The 17556-nt window shown below is 62.2% G+C and carries 15 protein-coding genes and 1 pseudogene; 9 read left to right on the top strand and 7 right to left on the bottom strand.

Annotation, left to right across the window (positions count from 1 at the left end; all coding sequences use genetic code 11):
* Positions 1 to 88: 88 nt before the first annotated feature.
* Positions 89 to 517: a DUF1330 domain-containing protein gene (locus BN32_RS18235; RefSeq protein ID WP_040426940.1), complete on the top strand. Its 429-nt coding sequence runs from the start codon at positions 89 to 91 to the stop codon at positions 515 to 517.
* Here BN32_RS18235 and BN32_RS18240 read toward each other — a convergent pair.
* Entirely contained in the window at positions 514 to 837 is a 324-nt protein-coding gene (locus BN32_RS18240) for a DUF1304 domain-containing protein (RefSeq protein ID WP_040426655.1), read from the bottom strand. The two genes, BN32_RS18235 and BN32_RS18240, sit on opposite strands and share 4 nt — an antisense overlap.
* Before the next feature lie 122 nt (positions 838 to 959).
* Here BN32_RS18240 and BN32_RS18245 point away from each other — a divergent pair, with 122 nt between their 5' ends.
* Entirely contained in the window at positions 960 to 1496 is a 537-nt protein-coding gene (locus BN32_RS18245; RefSeq protein ID WP_019198892.1) for a methylated-DNA--[protein]-cysteine S-methyltransferase, read from the top strand.
* A 120-nt stretch (positions 1497 to 1616) separates the two neighbouring features.
* Here the strand turns inward: BN32_RS18245 and BN32_RS18250 are convergent, their stop codons facing one another.
* The 5 genes from BN32_RS18250 to BN32_RS18270 all read right to left on the bottom strand — a co-directional run bounded on the left by BN32_RS18250 (position 1617) and on the right by BN32_RS18270 (position 7478).
* Positions 1617 to 2369: an energy transducer TonB family protein gene (locus BN32_RS18250; RefSeq protein WP_019198891.1), complete on the bottom strand. Its 753-nt coding sequence runs from the start codon at positions 2367 to 2369 to the stop codon at positions 1617 to 1619.
* Between the two features lie 20 nt (positions 2370 to 2389).
* On the bottom strand, positions 2390 to 2821 hold the full coding sequence (gene exbD, locus BN32_RS18255; protein WP_019198890.1) for a TonB system transport protein ExbD: 432 nt from the start codon (positions 2819 to 2821) through the stop codon (positions 2390 to 2392).
* A 3-nt stretch (positions 2822 to 2824) separates the two neighbouring features.
* A complete protein-coding gene (gene exbB, locus BN32_RS18260) occupies positions 2825 to 3757 on the bottom strand; it encodes a tonB-system energizer ExbB (RefSeq protein ID WP_040426656.1) in 933 nt (310 codons plus the stop codon).
* 236 nt (positions 3758 to 3993) lie between these two features.
* Entirely contained in the window at positions 3994 to 6105 is a 2112-nt protein-coding gene (locus BN32_RS18265; protein ID WP_040426657.1) for a TonB-dependent receptor, read from the bottom strand.
* Positions 6106 to 6299: 194 nt separating this feature from the next.
* A complete protein-coding gene (locus BN32_RS18270; RefSeq protein WP_019198887.1) occupies positions 6300 to 7478 on the bottom strand; it encodes a PepSY-associated TM helix domain-containing protein in 1179 nt (392 codons plus the stop codon).
* A 237-nt stretch (positions 7479 to 7715) separates the two neighbouring features.
* On the opposite strand from BN32_RS18270, the gene BN32_RS18275 reads away from it, so the two are divergent.
* Positions 7716 to 9899: a TonB-dependent receptor gene (locus tag BN32_RS18275; protein WP_019198886.1), complete on the top strand. Its 2184-nt coding sequence runs from the start codon at positions 7716 to 7718 to the stop codon at positions 9897 to 9899.
* Between the two features lie 100 nt (positions 9900 to 9999).
* Here the strand turns inward: BN32_RS18275 and BN32_RS28235 are convergent.
* Positions 10000 to 10116: pseudogene (locus BN32_RS28235) on the bottom strand (allophanate hydrolase-related protein); the annotation flags it as partial.
* Positions 10117 to 10533: 417 nt separating this feature from the next.
* Here BN32_RS28235 and BN32_RS18285 point away from each other — a divergent pair.
* From BN32_RS18285 to BN32_RS18310, 6 genes are all read left to right on the top strand, one after another.
* Entirely contained in the window at positions 10534 to 12393 is a 1860-nt protein-coding gene (locus BN32_RS18285; RefSeq protein ID WP_019198884.1) for a feruloyl-CoA synthase, read from the top strand.
* Positions 12394 to 12603: 210 nt separating this feature from the next.
* A complete protein-coding gene (locus BN32_RS18290; protein WP_040426660.1) occupies positions 12604 to 13803 on the top strand; it encodes an ABC transporter substrate-binding protein in 1200 nt (399 codons plus the stop codon).
* Positions 13804 to 14069: 266 nt separating this feature from the next.
* Positions 14070 to 14942 carry a branched-chain amino acid ABC transporter permease gene (locus tag BN32_RS18295; RefSeq protein ID WP_019198882.1) on the top strand — a complete coding sequence of 291 codons (873 nt, stop codon included), beginning with the start codon at positions 14070 to 14072 and terminating at the stop codon, positions 14940 to 14942.
* A gap of 5 nt (positions 14943 to 14947) precedes the next feature.
* Positions 14948 to 16045, top strand: a complete 1098-nt coding sequence (locus BN32_RS18300; protein WP_040426661.1) for a branched-chain amino acid ABC transporter permease — start codon at positions 14948 to 14950, stop codon at positions 16043 to 16045.
* On the top strand, positions 16038 to 16799 hold the full coding sequence (locus BN32_RS18305; RefSeq protein WP_019198880.1) for an ABC transporter ATP-binding protein: 762 nt from the start codon (positions 16038 to 16040) through the stop codon (positions 16797 to 16799). The genes BN32_RS18300 and BN32_RS18305 overlap by 8 nt, the downstream gene beginning before the upstream one ends.
* Positions 16796 to 17521: an ABC transporter ATP-binding protein gene (locus tag BN32_RS18310; RefSeq protein WP_040426663.1), complete on the top strand. Its 726-nt coding sequence runs from the start codon at positions 16796 to 16798 to the stop codon at positions 17519 to 17521. Before BN32_RS18305 ends, BN32_RS18310 begins: the two co-directional genes overlap by 4 nt.
* Positions 17522 to 17556: the final 35 nt, after the last annotated feature.

Here is a 17556-nt window from a genome sequence, read left to right on the forward strand (position 1 = left end):
TGCCAGAAATGCCGGTCCAGAGCTGCCTTGACCTTGCCTTGCGGATCGAGCGAGGCTGCCGGCCAATTTCATGCACAAAGGTAAGATGATGACCGGCCATATCGACCCCACCAAGGACGTCTTCGCCGCATTCCGCGCCAACGATCGTCCCGGTCCGATCCACATGCTGAACCTGGTGCGGCTGCATGCGCAGGCGAAATACCCTGACGGCCGTGCAGCGACCGGCGCGGAAGCCTATGCCAGTTACGGGCGCGAAAGCGGGCCGGTGTTTACCCGGCTCGGCGGCCGGATCGTCTGGCAGGGCAAATTCGAACTGATGCTGATCGGCCCTTCAACCGAGCGATGGGATCACTGCTTCATCGCGGAATATCCGAGCGTGGCCGCGTTCGTTGAGATGATCCGCGATCCTGTCTACCGCGAAGCGGTCAAGCACCGTCAGGCAGCGGTCGAAGACTCGCGGCTGATCCGCACCGCGCCGATGCAGGTCGGCGCGACGTTCGGCGAAATTCCCGACTAGCGGGCCAGCCAGAGCAGGATGAGTGCGACCGCGGCGGGAAGCGCCTGCACGATGATAATCCGCTTGCTGACCGAGTAGCCGCCGTATAGTCCGGCGACGATCACGCATAGCAGGAAGAACACCTTGATCTGGAAGCCGAACGCCGGATTGGGGTGAAGCAGGCCCCAGATCAGTCCGGCGGCGAGGAAGCCGTTGTAAAGTCCCTGATTGGCAGCGAGCACCGCGGAGGCCTGCGCCTTCTCGATGGTGTTGCCGAACGTCGCCAGACCCTTCGGCTTGGTCCAGAGAAACATTTCCAGCACCAGGAAATAGATGTGCAGCGCTAGGGAAACCTAGCAGCAAGTATGATGAATGCCGAGGGCCCGATGTTGTCGGAAAACGGAAAGACTTCCCCGATCGCCGCGGCCATGATGGTTGAAATTCACGATCACGGAAGCCGAACATGACCGCAAAGCAACCGCACCGATTTCGTCTCGACCGGCTGGAAACTCCGATCGGCACCGCCCTGCTCGTCACCGACGATCGAGACTTCCTGCGCGCGCTCGACTGGAGCGACTATGAAACGCGGCTGCACCGTCTGCTGCGGCGGCACTACGGCGATTATGTTCTGGAGAAAGCAGCCGCTCCGAAGGACATCGTCGCGGCGCTGACGGGTTATTTCGCGGGCGATCTCGGCCAGTTGAAAAACATCAAATGGCGGACCAACGGCACGGACTTCCAGCGCAAGGTGTGGAGTGAGTTGCACAAGATCCGCGCCGGCAAGACGTCGAGTTACGGTGCGTTCGCATCGCGGCTGAGCGTGCCGAATGCGGCCCGCGCGGTCGGTCTCGCCAACGGCGCCAACCCGGTCAGCGTCGTGGTGCCGTGTCATCGCCTGATCGGCGCAGACGGTTCGCTCACAGGCTATGGCGGCGGTCTTGCGCGGAAAGAATGGCTGCTCGCGCATGAGGGCGCTGCATTCAAACGCCCCGAACAATGATCGGGCATGATCCTGCGAAACTCTCGGGGGAGTCTTCGGGAAGGCCGCCGGGATGTTACCGGCGCGCGGCGTCACGTGTTCGGGACACTGGCGTGAGAGGCGATCACGTGACGGATGCCGTTAGCGCATGAAAAAGCGCACCGGCACGGTAAAGCTCGCGGAGCTTTGCGTCATTTCCGGCGGGAACGATGGCAACGGCTGCGCGCGACGGATCATCGCCATGGCTTCGCCATCCAGTGCCGACGATCCGGACGATTTGGCAAGCTGCGCGCTCAGCACGCCGCCGGTGCGGCTGACGGTGAAGCTCAGCATCGCGACGCCCTGCTCGCCGGCGGCCTTCGCAGCTGATGGATATTGTTTGTAGCGCTGGAGATGTGCCGAAAGGATACCGTTATAGCTCGCGCGCGCGGCCTGTGCGGCCTGTGGCGTTGCCGTGGTCTGCGGCGCGGGATTGTCGGTCGGCTTCTTCGGCTTCTCGACGACGGGCTTCGGTTTTTTCTTGACCGGCTCCGGCTTGGGCTTCGGCTTCTCCGGCGGTGCAACGATTTCCGCCTTTTCCTGCAAAGGCGTCGGCGCGATTTGTTCCTCGACCACCTCCGGCTGCTTTTCAGGCTCGGGAGCGGGAGGTTCGGCTTCTTGCATCTGCGGGCCGGGTGCGATGTCCTGCTGCACCGGCTCCGGCGTTTGCGGTGCGGATTCCAGATCGAGCATGATCGGCTCGGACGCCGTGCCGATCGCGTTCGGGATGGACGGTGTGTACAGCACAAATCCTGCGACCAGCGCCACATGCGTCGCCACGACCAGCGCCGCCGCGAGACCCCAGCGGCGAACGTCTGAAATATCGGGCGGTCCGTGCAGGACGAGTGTGTTCATCGCGGCGAGGCTCTCTGTCGTCAGTTTCTTGCGTCGAGCCCGACGAGCGCCACCTTGAGGTAGCCCGCGTTGCGCAGCATGTTCATCACGTCCATCAGATCGCCGTAAGGGACGCTCTTGTCGGCGCGCAGATAAACCGGATCGGCCTTCTTGCCGCTGGTGGCGGTATCGAGCGCGCCGATCAGCGTGGTGCGCGGAACGATATCCTCGCCGACCGCAACCGAGAGATCGGGCTTCACGGTGATGAAGACCGGCTTGTCGGGCCGTGGCGGCGGCGTCGCCGTCGAGGCCGGAAGCTCGACGCCGAGGTCGACGGTTGCCAGCGGAGCGGCGACCATGAAGATGATGAGAAGGACCAGCATCACGTCGATGAACGGCGTAACGTTGATCTCGTGGGTCTCGGTCAGATCGTCATCCGAACCGCCGACTTTTCCACCCAGACGTGCGCCCATGACTTACTCCGCCGCGCGCGCGATGCGCAGTGAACGCCGGCCCTGGTCGCGGCTGATGAGCAGCATGACCTGCGCAGTCGCATCGCCGAGCAGCGCGCGGTAGGCCGTGATCATGCGGACGAGATGATTGTAGATCACGACCGCGGGGATAGCGGCGATCAGACCCATTGCGGTCGCGAGCAATGCTTCGGCAATGCCGGGCGCAACGACCGCGAGGTTGGTGGTGTGAGCTTCGGAAATGCCGATGAAGGAGTTCATAATGCCCCACACCGTGCCGAACAGGCCGACGAACGGTGCGGTCGCGCCGATGGTGGCGAGCATGCCGGTGCCGCGCGAAATCCGCCGCGACATCGCCGCTTCAACACGGCTGAGCCGCAGTTCGACGCGTTCCTTGAAGCCCTCGTCGTTGACAGTATCCGACAGCGCAGCTTCCGCGGCTGCGGATTGCACCAGCCGCGACACGGCATCCTTGCCGCTGCGGGCGTCACGCTCTGCTTCGGCGAGAGAGATGTCGTTGGCGAGGACCTTGATGCGCTTCTTCGCGCGTCTGGTCTCGTGGCGCAGTTCAAGAAGCTTCGCGACACAGATCGTCCAGGTGATGAGCGAGGCGAAAGCCAGTCCGATCATCACGGCTTTGACGACGATGTCCGCGCCCATGAACATCCCCCACGGGGACAGGTTGTGCGGAAGCGTCGGATTTTTTGCAGTCTGCCCAACGACGGGTGCTTGGGCCGCGGGAGCCTGCGCAGCGGGCGCCGTGATTGCCGGAGCGGCTGACGTCGGCGCAGACGTTTGTGCGACAGGCGCTTGCACAGCAGGTGTTTGTGCAGATGGCGTCGGTGATGCGGGAGTTTGCGCGAAAGCCTGCGTAATCATCAAAGACGTTGCCGCGGCAAGCAAGACCAGGGATCCGGCAGCCTTCTTGGGGTTGGTCATATGCTCTCCGCTTCTCAAATCGCGTTTGCAGCCGTCACCGGCCTAACGCTGAATGGCTCGTTATCTTGCAGTTTTGGTCCGAAGCTCTCGTCGATGAATCCGCAGCGAGGCACTGCGGCCATAGCCGTCCGCCGAGAGGCGAGGTTCATTTTCAGAATAGTGCACTGCGATGTCCTTGTCGCCACCGGGGGCCTAGATTTCGCCAAAACTGGAACGATTCCAGAGTTTGCGCCTCATCAGAACCTCACATTCGTGAACAGCCGCACGCCGAGGCCGGGCTGTAGAACCTCGGCTTTTTTGAAGGAAATATGATTGCGAATCCGCTCGTTGAGCAGGTTGTCGCCGGCAAGGCCGACGGTTATTTCGCGCGGTCCGCTGTCCGTTCTGCTGAACGTATGCGTGTAGCTCACCTCTGCCTTGAGCAAATTGTAGCCGTCGGTGGGCGTCTCGTTGAGCCCGACATCGTTCTGCGCGAACGCATGCAGCAGGCCGATCCGCGTGTACCATTCGGCGCTGCGCCACCACACGCCCCCGCCCGCGCGCATCGGCGCGATGCGTGGCACGTTGGTTCCATCGGTGAAGGTTGCGCGCACGATGTCATACTGTCCGTCGATGCCGAACATGCCGTCGCCAAGCGGTGTGACGTCGAGCTGGGCGGCGACTTCTGCGCCCCTGAAGATCGCATCGCGCTGGCCGTAAGCGACCTGTGTCAGCGGACCGGTGGCGCCGCAGGTTGCGAACGTGTCGGTGCAGAAATTGCCGGTGACCTGCTTGAAGATGAAATCCTGATAGCGCGTGTAATAGAGGCTGGTCTCGAACCGCAACTGTCCCTTGGCGCGCTTGAGGCCGATTTCCGCAGTCTGCGCGGTCTCGATCTTGAGATCCGGATTACCGATCACGAAAGTGCCCGACGCGCCATCGGAGCCGCGCGAGAAAAGTTCAGGCGCAGCGGGCGCCCGTTGCACATACTGGGCGTTGAGTGTCGCCACCATGTCCCAGGGCAGGTTCTTCAACACACCGAGGCTGGCGCTTTTCGGTGTGAAGGTTCGCCGCGCAGGTTCTTCGGTGAACGTGTTGGGCGGCGGCAGAAAGTCTGCCGGGAAAGTCGGCGCCAGTCCCTTGACGATATGGTTCTCGATGCGGGCCGCCGCCTGCATGCGCAGCGTATCGGTGAACTGAATTTGCTCGAACGCAAAGGCGGCAGCGGTGTTGGTTTTCGTCGGCGCCAGCAGGCCGCCGAGGCTGCCGTCGGTGCCGAGGTCGCGCTGGCCGAACTGCGCGCCCCATGTTCCGGTCAGCGCGCCCGCGGCGGTTGCAATCGCCGCGTGATCCAGTTCGAAACGGCCTTCGACTTCGCGGTTCTTGATGATGTTCTTCAGGGCGTCGACGCCGTTGGCGTCGAGGCCGAGTTCATTGTGCTTGTAGTTGCCGGCGCCGAAGGTGAAACGTACGGCATCAATGCCGTCGACCGGCGCGCGCAGCTCTCCCTTGCTGGTCCATTTCGTCTGTTCCATGTCGATGCGCGAATTCTGCTGCGCATCGGCCACGCCGGGGATGTGATAGAGACTGGTGATGTGCTGGATCGCGGTGCCGATAAAGCCGCCATCGAAAATGTAGGAGCCGCCGACGGACTGTCCTTCGGTTTGCAAGCGCGTGTTGGCCTGCACGCCGCCGGGAATCCGGTAATCGCCTGCGCGCCGGCCGTAGGCGTCGGCATGGATGGCGACATTGTTGCCGCTGGCGTCGAGGCTCACCGCGCCGTCGAGGCCGTTGTCCACGGACGATGCGCCGCCCTTGAACCGCGCGCTGAAACCATCCTGCACCAGTTGCTCGGGAATGCGATTGTTGGTGGCGTTCACCACGCCGCCGATCGCCTGTGATCCGTAGCGCAGCGTCGCCGGTCCGCGGATCACCTCGACCTTGTCGGCGGCGAGCGGATCGATCGGTACGACGTGATCCTGACTGAAGTCGGATGCGTCCTGGGTGCCGATGCCGTTTTCCTGCACGCGCACGCGATAGTCGTCGAGACCGCGAATGTTGGGACGACTCGCGCCAGGCGCGAAGGTCGATGACGAGACGCCGGGCAATCCGGACAGCAGATCGGCGAGAGACGCCGCGTTGCTGCGCTGGATTTCGCGGCCGGTGATCGCGGTGGCCGACTGATAGGTGTTGTCGATGACGTTGAGCGGTCCGCGCTGCAATCCGTCATCAGATGTGGTTCCCGTGGGGACCGGTGCCGACACTGCGATCTCGGGAAGGACGTCCTGGGCTTGACCATGCCCTACACCCGCCACGGTCACCGATACGCAGGCCATGCTCGCTGCGGAAACCCATGAGTTCAAACGCATTTCACCCCCACGCCGACGCAACTCGCCGGGAGTTGATAATGCAAGTGCGAACTATTCGCAATAGTTTTTGCGATTGATTCTCAAGAAGCAGGTGGCGCGGGATATTAGAGGCATGGGCAAGCGACGGCGAACCTCGCCGGCGGGGCGCGAGGCGCGCCGTTGCGGCGGCGGAGGTCGGACTTGTGAGGTTGCGATTATTCTGCGGGCGCGGCGTCGCCGACCGGGCGTGACGGCTTGTTCGACGCGGCGAGCGGTGCGTTCGTTTTCATCAGCGCGCGCTGACGACGCTGGCGCAGCCAGATCAGAATGCCTGTGACGCCGAGCACTGTCGGCATGATGCCGCTCAGGAATACGACGAAGCGCCAGACTTCACCGGAATGACTGCCTTCATGCAGCCAGCGAATCCAGGACGCGGTCCGATCACCCGACAACGGCTGAACGACGCTCACGTCGCCGCTGCGGTCGTTGATCATGATTGTCACCGGTTCGGTCTTGCCGTCTTCGCGTAGCCTGACGCGCCAGCTGCCGGTTTGCGGATTGGGAAAGAAGATCGCGTCAACGGCCGAATTCGGCTGCGCGGATGCGGTCGCGTAAATCTCGGACGGCGAATGCGTCGGCCTGGCCATCACCTGGCCGCCCGGACCACCGCCGCGCTGCTGCTGTGCTGTCATCGGCGCGATCGACGACAGCAGATCGCGGCCCTGTTGCGGCCAGGCGAGATAAATCCCGGTCAATGAGATCAGCGCCAGCGGAAAGCAGATCCAGAAGCCGGTCATGTAGTGCAGGTTCGATGACGTCGCCGGGCTGCGCCGCCACACGAAGGCGCGCGACCACTGGCCGTGCCGTGGCCACCACAGATACAGGCCGGTCAGCGAGAGCGTCAGCATCGCAACTCCGGTCCACCCGACCATGCTGCGTCCGTAGTCCGGAATGGTCAGATTTTCATGGAACACGTGCATGAAGCCGAAGAATGTCTGACGGAAATCGACGATGCTGAGAACGCGTGCATCATGGCGGTCGATGGTCGCGGTGAGGCGCACCGGCCGTTCGCCCTTCGCCGCGGGTCCGCGCAACGCGATCGTCAGCGGTGCGCGGTTGTCTTCCGGAAAGCTGATCGACATCGGTGTGAAGCCGTCGCCTGCAGCCTTGCGTGCATTCGCAATAGCGAGCGCGATGTCCGGTGGCTTCGACGGCGCGACTGCGCCGCTCGGCGTGCTCAGAAATTCGCCGATGTCGTCGTGATAGACGAGGATCGCGCCGGACAGCGCCACAGGCACGAGCAGAATGAACAGGCCGATGCCGAGCCACAGGTGAATGTTACGCCAGAGCCGCTTCAGAGCTCCGCGGCGGTAATCTGAAGTTGGGTCTGGCATTTAGATTGTTTCTAATTCAGTGACTTGGAGAGATTCTAAAACGGATCATCAGAAGCGCGTATTGCCTACTTCTTCTAGTCGCGCAGCGCTTATTGCCGCAATTCCTAATCTCCGCGACATGCCCGATTTGAAGACGTTCTAATCTCAAAGGCTTTCCTGTCTTCATTACATTTTCTAAAGGCGTGCCCTGAATTCGCCGTTCTCATGAACGCGCGGCAATTAAGTGGGGATGGATGTATGCGGGTTGTTGCAGGAATTGCCTTGAAGGGAGTCGCTTCACGCGAAGCCGGACTTTACTTCGGGCGCACGGCACGGTTTTCGGTGAGTTATGTTGCGTTGATGCTGGCTTCCGCGGCCATTGTGTCAGGCGCTGTTGCGCAGGAAGCATTGCCCACGATCGACATCGAAAGCGCGTCCGGCGACAAGAATGGCACCATCGGCTATCTCGCCACGCGGACGTCCAGCGCGACCAAGACCAACACGGCGCTAATCAACGTGCCTCAGTCCGTGACGGTGCTCACCAAGGATTTCCTCAAGGACACCGGCTCGCAGAGCATCAGTGAAGCAATACGTTATGTTCCCGGGCTGGTACCGGCACAGGGCGAAGGCAATCGCGACCAACTCGTGATTCGCGGCCAGAACACGTCAGCCGATTTCTTTGTTGATGGCGTGCGCGACGACGTCCAGTACTATCGTGACTTCTACAACATTCAGAGCATTGAAGTGCTCAAGGGCCCGAATGCACTGATCTTCGGCCGCGGCGGCGGCGGTGGCGTTATCAATCGCATCACCAAGGAAGCGGATGGCAGGACGATCCGCGAAGTGACTGTCCAGGGCGGATCGTACGACAACAAGCGGGTTTCGATCGATGCCGGCGGCGCGGTCGATTCCAATGTCGCAGGCCGTATCAACGCGATGTATGAGAAGTCCGGCAGCTTCCGGGATTACGTCGATCTCGAGCGCTACGGCATCAATCCGACCGTTACGATCCGGGGCGAGGATACCAAGGTCAAACTGAGCTACGAATACTTCCATGACGATCGCACCGCGGATCGCGGCATTCCGTCTTACGGGACGGGAACGCGCTTCAACCCCGCCAGTCCTTTCCAGACTTCCCGGTCGACATTCTTCGGCAATCCCGATCTGAGTGTTTCCCGCGCGGACGCTCACATCGCAAATGCAGTGATCGAGCACGATTTCAACAACGGGTTGACGGTCAGGAGCGCATCGCAATACTCGAATTTCGACAAGTTCTACCAGAACGTTTTCGCGGGCGGAGCCGTGAACCCCGCCACGCAGCGCGTGGCGCTGTCCGCATACAACAGTGCGATCAAGCGTGAGAACGCCTTCAACCAGACCGACTGGACGTACCGGACGAACACGGGGCCGGTGTTGCACACCATCGTCTTCGGAACGGAGGTCGGGCGGCAGACCACGGGCAGCCTGCGCAATAGCGGCGCGTTCGTCATCCCGGGCAGCAACTCCGTTCCCGCGTCGAACCCGACGTCATTCGCGCCGATCAATTTCTTTCATGCGGCAGATGACCCGAATTCCCTGGCGACGCTGAACTTGGCGTCCGCCTATGTTCAGGACCAGATGGAGATCACGCGATACTTCCAGGTGATCGCTGGGGCTCGCTTCGACCGTTTCGACCTCACCTCCACGAACCGCAACGTGGGCGGCACGACCTCGAACCGAGTGGACAATCTGGTCTCGCCGCGCGTCGGCCTCGTGTTCAAGCCGGTTGAAAACGTCTCGGTGTACGGCAGCTACAGCACCTCATATCTGCCAAGCTCAGGCGACCAGTTTAGTTCGCTGACGCCCCAACTCGCTGTTACCGAGCCGGAGAAGTTCATCAACACCGAAGTCGGCGTCAAATGGGACATCGCGCCCCGGACGCAATTCACCGCGGCGGTCTATGATCTCGATCGCGAGAACCAGAGATTTACCGATGTGTTGGGTAACATTCTGACCACAGGCAAAACCAAGACCCGTGGTGCGGAAGTCGCCTTGACCGGCTATGTGACCGATCAGTGGCAGATCACGGGGGGATATGCCTACACCGACTCGCGTATCACCAGCGATAACTCGACCACCATCGTGAAGGGCAATCGCGTCGGCCTCGTGCCGTACAACACGTTTACGATGTGGAACCGGTATAAGATCGACGAGATGTGGGGCGCGGGCGTCGGCGTGATCCACTACGGCAGTTCGTATGCCTCCTCGGATGATACCGTGAGGCTGCCTGCCTTCACCCGCGTCGACGCCGCGCTCTACTTCAGGCTAAACCAGAACTGGCGCGCGCAGCTCAATGTCGAGAACATCTTCGATGTTGGGTATTACGCGACAGCGCATAGCAACGTGAACATCACCCCGGGTGCGCCGCGCACGTTCCGCGTGTCGGCCACGGCGAACTTCTAAGGCGAGTCAGAACAGCCCCCACCGTCTCGCATGAAGGCGTCTGCCAATTTATTGGCAGGCGCCTTTTGCGTTTTGATCGCAATATTTCGAGGATGAGTCCTTACGCCGATTTCACCTGCGCCGCGATGAATCGCCAGCCGCCGAACGCCGTGATGTCGCGTGCGCCTTCGATCGCGGCGGCCTCGACCAGAAAGCCCTTTGCGGCGGAGCCGCCGGCGGCTCGGCCCCGAGCAAATTTTTGGTTGGCAGCATCGGCGACACCTCGTTCTCCGGTCTGAACGAGGCAAGCGTGCCATTGTGTGTACAAGGCGCGGAGCAGTCGCGGAGATGACTGATTGCCGATCTGAAACAACAGGTTGAGACGCGCCGACAGGATCCCTTAGGCGGCGAAAACAATGCGCGGCCTCCGGCGTCAGACTAAATTTTAGGCGGCATGCTGCCGCAGCCACAGAGCGTGGACGGCGATTGACACGTTCTAAACAATCTGCATTATATTGCATTAGTCGCCGAAGAGCGGCGGGAAGAACTGCATTATTATGCTAAAGTTGCAGTCGCCACGGGGAGGGAAACCGATGTCTGCGCGCGCAGAAGTTGCGGCGGAAACAATGCCGGCGCATGCACCGGGCGCGCGGCCATGACAGCGGCCACGGCTCATCGTCAGGCCAGCGCGCAGGCGCTGTTCGCCAGCCCGAATATCGTCGCAGAACGCAAAACCGATGGCAGCATCTGGTTGCGATCGGCGACACCGTTGCAGCCGTTCGCGCGTTGCGTCGGCGACTGGCTGGAGCAATGGGCGCGCGACACGCCCGATACCGTTTTCCTTGCCGAGCGCGGCAATGCCGATGCGCCATGGACCAAGCTGACCTATCGCGAAACGCTGCGGCGGGTGCGCGCTGCGGGTGCATGGATTCTCGCGCAGGGCATGAGCGCGGAGCGCCCGCTCGTTATTCTCTCCGACAATTCGATCGATCATGCTGTGTTCATGCTGGCGGCGATGCATGTAGGCGTACCGGCGGCGCCGGTGTCGCCGGCCTATTCGCTGGTCTCGAAGGATTTCGACAAGCTGAAAAGCATGATCGCGCTGCTCGACCCCGGCGCGATCTACGTCTCAAGCGCAAAGATGTTTGCGCCCGCGCTGAATGCCATTGCGCCGCTGCACACGGCGGTCGTTGTGGCCGGTGATCCGGATGGCTTCGACAGCGCGATTTCATTTTCGTCCCTGACGGCGGCGACAGAGACCCCTGAGGTCGCGCGTGCTTTCGCGGCCGTCGGTCATGACACCATCGCGAAGTTTCTGTTCACGTCCGGCTCGACCGGCACGCCAAAGGCCGTGATCAATACCCAGCGCATGCTGACCTCCAACCAGGCCGCGAAAATCCAGACCTGGCCGTTCCTCGGTGACCCCGATCTCACCACGCTTGACTGGCTGCCGTGGAGCCATACGTTCGGCGCCAATCACAATTTCAACTGCGTGCTGCGCAACGGTGGCACGCTTTACATCGACAGCGGCAAGCCCGCGCCTGGCCTGTTCGCGCTGTCGCTCGCCAATCTGCGTGACGTGATTCCGACAGTGTATTTCAATGTGCCGCGCGGCTACGACATGCTGATCGCGGCACTCCGCGAAGATGACGAACTGCGCCGGCGCTTCTTCTCCAATGTGAAGCTGCTGTTCTACGCAGGCGCCGCGCTGCCGCAGAATCTCTGGGAAGCGCTCGAATCCTTGTCGATCGCGACCGTCGGCCATGCGGTGCCGATGGTCTCGTCATGGGGCTCGACCGAAACCGCACCGCTGGCGACGGACTGCCATTTCCAGGCGCCGCGCTCGGGCAATATCGGCGTGCCGATCCCCGGCACCGAAATCAAGCTGGTGCCGACAGGCGACAAGCTGGAGGCGCGGGTGCGCGGCCCGAACGTAACGCCGGGATACTGGAAAGCGCCCGAGCAGACCGCGAAGGCATTCGATGCCGACGGCTTTTATCTGATGGGCGACGCGATGATATTCGCGGATGCCGCGCGCCCCGAACTCGGTCTGTTTTTCGACGGCCGCGTCGCCGAGGATTTCAAGCTGACATCGGGCACCTGGGTCAGCGTCGGCACGCTGCGCATCGCGGGCATCGCAGCCCTTGCGCCGCTGGCGCAGGACATCGTGGTCACAGGTCACGACAAGGATGACGTCCGCTTTCTGGTGTTTCCGAATATCCCGGCCTGCCGCGCGCTGGCGAAACTGCCCGACGCCGATCTCGCCGACGTGCTGCGCGCGCCAGTTGTGCGCGACACGATGGCGCAGGGGCTCGCGCGCCTGAAGGCACGGGGCGGCGGCTCCTCAAGCTTCGCCACCCGTGCCCTGCTGTTAGCGGATCTGCCGTCGGTGGACGGCGGCGAGATTACCGACAAGGGCTATATCAACCAGCGCGCGGTGTTGTCGCGGCGCGCTTCAGATCTCAAAAGGCTCGATGACGATGGGTGCGGCGACTGGATCGGATGTCCGGCCTGACCGGCCGCAAAACACTGCCATTGAAAACACCAGGCCATGCGTGCTGCAATCGGGTGCCTGTACCCAATGCGGCGGGTGTGGACTGCGGGAATCCATAAACCGGCGGAGCCTGAACGGGCCTGCAAAGGCATGATCCCGAAAAGCGGAAACAGGTTTTCGGAAGATCGTGCTGAAGAAGATTCAAACATAAGAAATGAGAGGGAGACGCCTATGTCCAAGACCATGAAGGTGAGCCGCAGAGCACTGCTGTCCGGCGCCGCGGGCGCCGCGACGCTTGCTGTAACGCCCCGCCTGTTCAGCCCGGCGATCGCGCAGAATGCGCCGCTGAAAGTCGGTCTGATGCTGCCCTATACCGGCACATTCGCGAAGCTCGGCCAGTTCATCGATAACGGCTTCGAGCTTTACTACCAGCAGAAGGGCCTCAAGCTCGGCGGACGCGAGGTCCAGTTCATCAAGGTGGACGATGAATCCAAGCCGGAAGCTGCCACCGACAACATGAACCGCCTGGTCGGACGCGAGAAGGTCGATGTCGTGGTCGGCACGGTGCATTCCGGCGTCGCCATGGCGATGGTCAAGGTCGCCCGCGACACCAAGACGATGCTTATCATTCCGAATGCGGGCGCCAATGACGCCACCGGCGCGCTGTGTTCGCCGAACGTGTTCCGCACCTCGTTCTCGAACTGGCAGTCGACCTATCCCGCCGGCAAGGTGATGTTCGACGCCGGCATCAAGAACGTCGTCACCATCACCTGGCGCTACACTGCCGGCGCGGAAATGATCAGCGCGTTCTCGGAGAATTTCACCAAGTCAGGCGGCAAGATCGTCGAGGATCTGACACTGCCGTTCCCCGAGGTCGAATTCCAGGCGCTGATCACCCGCATCGCCACTTTGAAGCCCGACGCAGTGTTCTCGTTCTTTGCCGGCGGCGGCGCTGTGAAATTCGTCAAGGACTATGCGGCGGCGGGCCTCAACAAGACCATTCCGCTCTACGGCGCGGGATTCCTTACCGACGGAACCATTGCGGCACAGGGTGAGGCGGCCAACGGCATCAAGACCACGCTGCATTACGCCGACAATCTCGACAACCCGGCCAACCTTGCGTTCCTGAAAGCGTTCAAGGCCAAGACCGGCCTCGACGGCGATATCTATGCCGTGCAAGGCTACGACGCGGCCACGCTGTTCGATATCGGTCTCACGGCGGTGGGCGGCGATGCCAAGGCGCAGGACAAGATGATCGCCGCGATGGGCGCGGCGAAGATCGACTCGCCGCGCGGGCCGTTGAGTTTCAACAAGGCACACAACCCGATCCAGAACATCTATCTGCGCGAAGTGCGCAACGGCCGCAATGAAATGGTGTCGATCGCGCAGGCCGCCGTCGACGATCCGGCGCGCGGCTGCAAGATGGCGTGAGGCGTCGCGCGTTTAGCCCGTCGCCCTTCGAGGCCTCCGCTTCGCTCCGGCACCTCAGGGTGACGGGTTAAGCATGCAGGGCGAAGGAAACAAGAGAGCGTCATCCTGAGGTGCGAGCCGTGCTTGCGGCGAGCCTCGAAGGATGACAGAGAAATCTGTCATTGCGAGCGAAACGAAGCAATCCAGTGATGTGCCCACAGACTGGATTGCTTTGTCGCTGTCGCTCCTCGCAATGACGAAGTCTGATCAATAGGATCGTTAGCTCAATGGACCTCGTGACTCTCGGCGTTCAGCTTCTGAATGCCATTCAGTATGGGATGGTCCTGTTTCTCGTCGCCAGCGGGCTGACGCTGGTGTTCGGCATTCTCGGCGTCATCAATCTCGCGCACGGCGCGTTTTATATGCTGGGCGCCTATCTCGCCTACTGGATCGCCGCCTATACCGGCAGCTTCTGGATCGCCGTGGTCGCGGGTGTGGCCATCGCCTTCGTCGTCGGGCTGCTGCTGGAAAACGTTTTCATCCGCAGGCTCTACGGCCGCGATCACCTCGCGCAGGTGTTGCTGTCGTTCGGTCTGATCCTCGTGATCGACGAGGTGCGGCAATTGCTGTTCGGCAAGGACGTGCATTCGGTGCTGCCGCCGGAAGGGCTGCGCGGCGCGATCCAGCTCACCGACAACCTGTCCTATCCGGTCTATCGCCTCGCGATCTGTGCGTTCTGTCTCGTTGCGGCCGCGATCATTTACGTTGTGATCACACGAACGAAAATCGGCATGATCGTACGCGCCGGCGCCGAGAACCGCGAAATGACGCGCACGCTCGGCATTAATTTCGACACCGTGAACCGCTACGTGTTCGCGGTCGGCATTGCGCTCGCAGCACTCGGCGGCATCATTGTCGCTCCGGTATCGACCGTCTATCCCGGCATGGGCGACAGCATGCTCATTCTCTCCTTTGTCGTTGTCGTGCTCGGCGGTATCGGTTCGATCGGTGGTGCGGCGATTGGCGCGCTGCTGATCGGCCTCACCGACACGTTCGGCAAGGTGTTCTTCCCGAGCGTATCGAGCGTTCTGATCTATGTGCTGATGGCGGCGGTGTTGTTGTGGCGTCCGAACGGCATTCTCGGCCGGCGGGAGGTCTGACCCGCATGCAAAACAATGAGCGACCTGATCCGCGCGTGTGGCTTGTGCCCGTTGCCCTGTTGGCGCTGGCGATCGCTTTGCCGTTCGTTGCACCCACATACTATGTGCAGTTCATCAGCAAGGCGCTGATCATGGGCATCCTGGCGATGTCGCTCAATCTCGTGGTCGGCTATGGCGGGCTGGTGAGCCTGTGCCATGCCGCGTTCTTCGGCATCGCGGGGTATGTGCTGGCGCTGGCGTCGCCGAAATACGATCCCGCTTCGCTGTGGTGGACGCTGCCGCTCGCGGTGGCCGCCTCCGCGGCGGCCGCCGCGGTGATCGGTTCGCTGGCGCTGCGCACCCGCGGCATCTACTTCATCATGGTGACGCTGGCGTTCGGCGAAATGCTGTTCTTCCTGTTTCACGACAGCAAGTTCGCCGGCGGTTCCGACGGCGCTTTCATCTACAACAAGCCGTCGATGATGCTCGGCAACATCACGCTGCTCGATCTCGAAAAACCCCTGGTCTATTACTTCGTGGTGCTGGCCGTGCTGGTCGCGGTGATTGCGCTTTTGACCATGATCGTGCGTTCGCCGTTCGGTCATGCGCTGGCGGCAGCCCGCGACAATGAACGCCGCGCCCGCGCGCTCGGCTTCCCGGTGTTCCGCGTGCGGCTGACGGCGTTCGTGATCTCGGGCGCGATTGCGGGCATCGCCGGATATTTCGCTGCCGCGCAGTTCGGCTTCGTCGCGCCGCAGATGCTGGGCTGGCATCTGTCGGCGACAGTATTGGTGATGGTGCTGATCGGCGGTCAGCGTTCGGTGGCCGGTCCGCTGGTCGGTGCGCTTGTGCTGATCGGGCTCGAGGAAGTGCTGAAGGCGACGACAGAGCACTGGAAACTCGCGGAAGGTCTGGCCGTGATCCTGATCGTGCTGGCGCTGCCGAACGGCGTGCGCGATCTGCTGAAGATGATCCTTCCCGCATCAGACCCGCAATCTGACGCAGATTCATCAACCGTCATTGCGAGGAGCGTAGCGACGAAGCAATCCAGTTCTTTGCCGAATGCTTCTGGATTGCTTCGCTCCGCTCGCAATGACGACGCGAAGGAGGCGGGTCATGGCTAACGCGGATATCGCGCTCCGGGCCGTTGGCCTGAAGAAACATTTCGGCGGCCTCACTGCCGTTTCCGATGTGTCGCTCGACGTTCACACTGGAGAAATCCACGCCGTGATCGGGCCGAACGGCGCGGGCAAATCGACGCTGATCAATCTGTTGTCCGGCGACCTCACGCCGAGCGCTGGCGAGATCATGCTGGGCGGCAACGATATTACGCGGCTGGCGCCGGATCGCCGTGCCCGCGCGGGTTTGGGTCGCTCATACCAGAAGACCACGATTTTCCCGCAGTTCACCGCGCAGGAAAACGTGCGGCTGGCGGCGCAGGCCCATGCCGCGTCGCCGCTGAAAATGTTCGGCAACGTCTATTCCGACGCCGACGTCAATCGCCGCACCCGCGAGGCGCTGGAGCAGGCGGGGCTTTCGGCGCGTGCACAGCTGACGGCGATGCACCTGTCTCATGGCGAGCAGCGCCAGCTTGAAATCGCGATGGTGCTGGCGACGCAGCCGCGCATCATCCTGCTCGACGAGCCGCTTGCGGGCATGGGCCAATCGGAGGCGCGCAAGGTGGTCGATCTGATTGCCTCACTGAAGAAGGGCCGCGCGGTGCTGGTGGTCGAGCACGACATGGATGCGGTGTTCGAACTGGCGGACCGGTTGACGGTGATGGCGGACGGTCACGTCATTGCCAGCGGCCTGCCGCAGGATGTCCGTGTCGATCCGGCGGTGCGGCTCGCCTATCTCGGCGTTGAGGAGGACGCGTGAGCACTTTACTTGAGGTGCAGAAGCTCGAAGCATTTTACGGCGCGGGCCAGGTGCTGCATGGCATCGGCTTTGGGATCGCGCGCGGCGAACAGGTGGCTCTGCTCGGCCGCAACGGCATGGGCAAAACCACGCTGTTGCGCTCGCTGATGGGCCTCGTCGCTGACCGCCGTGGACAGATCACTCTCAACGGCCGCGACATCATGCGCGCGGCCCCTGAAGCGATTGCGCGCGCGGGCGTGGCGCTGGTGCCGGAAGGCCGCGGCGTGTTTGGCTCATTGTCGGTGGTGGAAAATCTCGTCATGGCCGCGCGTCCCGGCATTGATGGACGCAAGGTGTGGACGCTGGAAAAAATCTACGAACTGTTTCCGCGTCTGCACGCCCGCCGCACCAATGGCGGACATCAGCTCTCCGGCGGCGAACAGCAGATGCTGACCATCGGCCGCGCGCTGATGACCAACCCCGATCTGATCTTGATTGACGAGGCGACCGAAGGGCTTGCGCCGCTGGTGGCCAAAGACATCTGGCGCACCCTCGGTATCATCCGCGGCGAAGGCGTTGCGACCATCGTCGTCGACAAGGACTTTCGCTCGCTGTCGCGGATTGCGGACCGCATGGTGATGCTGTCGAAGGGCGCGGTGGTGTTCGACGGGACGCCGGCTGAGCTGGCGCAGAAGCAGGATCTGCTGGAGCAGCATCTGGGGGTTGAGTCGGCGATTGCGTGACTGTCACCCCACGCGACCTCGCGTCCGCCACCCGT

Origin of the sequence: Afipia birgiae 34632 (assembly GCF_000308295.2) — a bacterium.
GTDB lineage: Bacteria > Pseudomonadota > Alphaproteobacteria > Rhizobiales > Xanthobacteraceae > Afipia > Afipia birgiae.

Coding starts and splice junctions, on each gene's coding strand:
- BN32_RS18235 (WP_040426940.1), top strand. CDS start 89: ATGACCGGCCATATCGACCCCACCAAGGACGTCTTCGCCGCATTCCGC.
- BN32_RS18245 (WP_019198892.1), top strand. CDS start 960: ATGACCGCAAAGCAACCGCACCGATTTCGTCTCGACCGGCTGGAAACT.
- BN32_RS18250 (WP_019198891.1), bottom strand. CDS start 2,369: ATGAACACACTCGTCCTGCACGGACCGCCCGATATTTCAGACGTTCGC.
- exbD (WP_019198890.1), bottom strand. CDS start 2,821: ATGGGCGCACGTCTGGGTGGAAAAGTCGGCGGTTCGGATGACGATCTG.
- exbB (WP_040426656.1), bottom strand. CDS start 3,757: ATGACCAACCCCAAGAAGGCTGCCGGATCCCTGGTCTTGCTTGCCGCG.
- BN32_RS18265 (WP_040426657.1), bottom strand. CDS start 6,105: ATGCGTTTGAACTCATGGGTTTCCGCAGCGAGCATGGCCTGCGTATCG.
- BN32_RS18270 (WP_019198887.1), bottom strand. CDS start 7,478: ATGCCAGACCCAACTTCAGATTACCGCCGCGGAGCTCTGAAGCGGCTC.
- BN32_RS18275 (WP_019198886.1), top strand. CDS start 7,716: ATGCGGGTTGTTGCAGGAATTGCCTTGAAGGGAGTCGCTTCACGCGAA.
- BN32_RS18285 (WP_019198884.1), top strand. CDS start 10,534: ATGACAGCGGCCACGGCTCATCGTCAGGCCAGCGCGCAGGCGCTGTTC.
- BN32_RS18290 (WP_040426660.1), top strand. CDS start 12,604: ATGTCCAAGACCATGAAGGTGAGCCGCAGAGCACTGCTGTCCGGCGCC.
- BN32_RS18295 (WP_019198882.1), top strand. CDS start 14,070: ATGGACCTCGTGACTCTCGGCGTTCAGCTTCTGAATGCCATTCAGTAT.
- BN32_RS18300 (WP_040426661.1), top strand. CDS start 14,948: ATGCAAAACAATGAGCGACCTGATCCGCGCGTGTGGCTTGTGCCCGTT.
- BN32_RS18305 (WP_019198880.1), top strand. CDS start 16,038: ATGGCTAACGCGGATATCGCGCTCCGGGCCGTTGGCCTGAAGAAACAT.